This window comes from Cupriavidus sp. SIMBA_020 (genome assembly GCF_046535395.1).
Classification (GTDB): domain Bacteria; phylum Pseudomonadota; class Gammaproteobacteria; order Burkholderiales; family Burkholderiaceae; genus Cupriavidus; species Cupriavidus campinensis.
Genome location: NZ_JAWRWU010000822.1, coordinates 1 through 264 on the forward strand (window position 1 = coordinate 1; position 264 = coordinate 264).

1 protein-coding gene is annotated in these 264 nt (G+C 68.2%); it reads left to right on the forward strand.

Annotation, left to right across the window (positions count from 1 at the left end):
* Positions 1-264 (forward strand): oligopeptide/dipeptide ABC transporter ATP-binding protein (locus SB751_RS31670; protein ID WP_410749229.1); only part of this gene is annotated, 264 nt, incomplete at both ends.

Genomic DNA, 264 nt, shown 5'->3' on the forward strand with positions numbered 1-264 from the left:
CCGCATCATCCGTACACCGAAGCGCTTCTCGCGGCGATTCCCGAGCACAATAAGGGGGCGCGTCGCCTTGCCGCATTGCCGGGCATGGTGCCGGGCCGCGATGATCGCCCGTCCGGCTGTCTGTTCGCGCCGCGCTGCAAGTACGTCGTCGACGATTGCCGCAAGGCGCGCCCGGCGCTCGATCCGCTCGTGGCCGGCAACGATGCGATGCGCGCGCGCTGCATCAAGCCGCTCAATGTTTCCAGCTTCGACCTGACGGGAGGC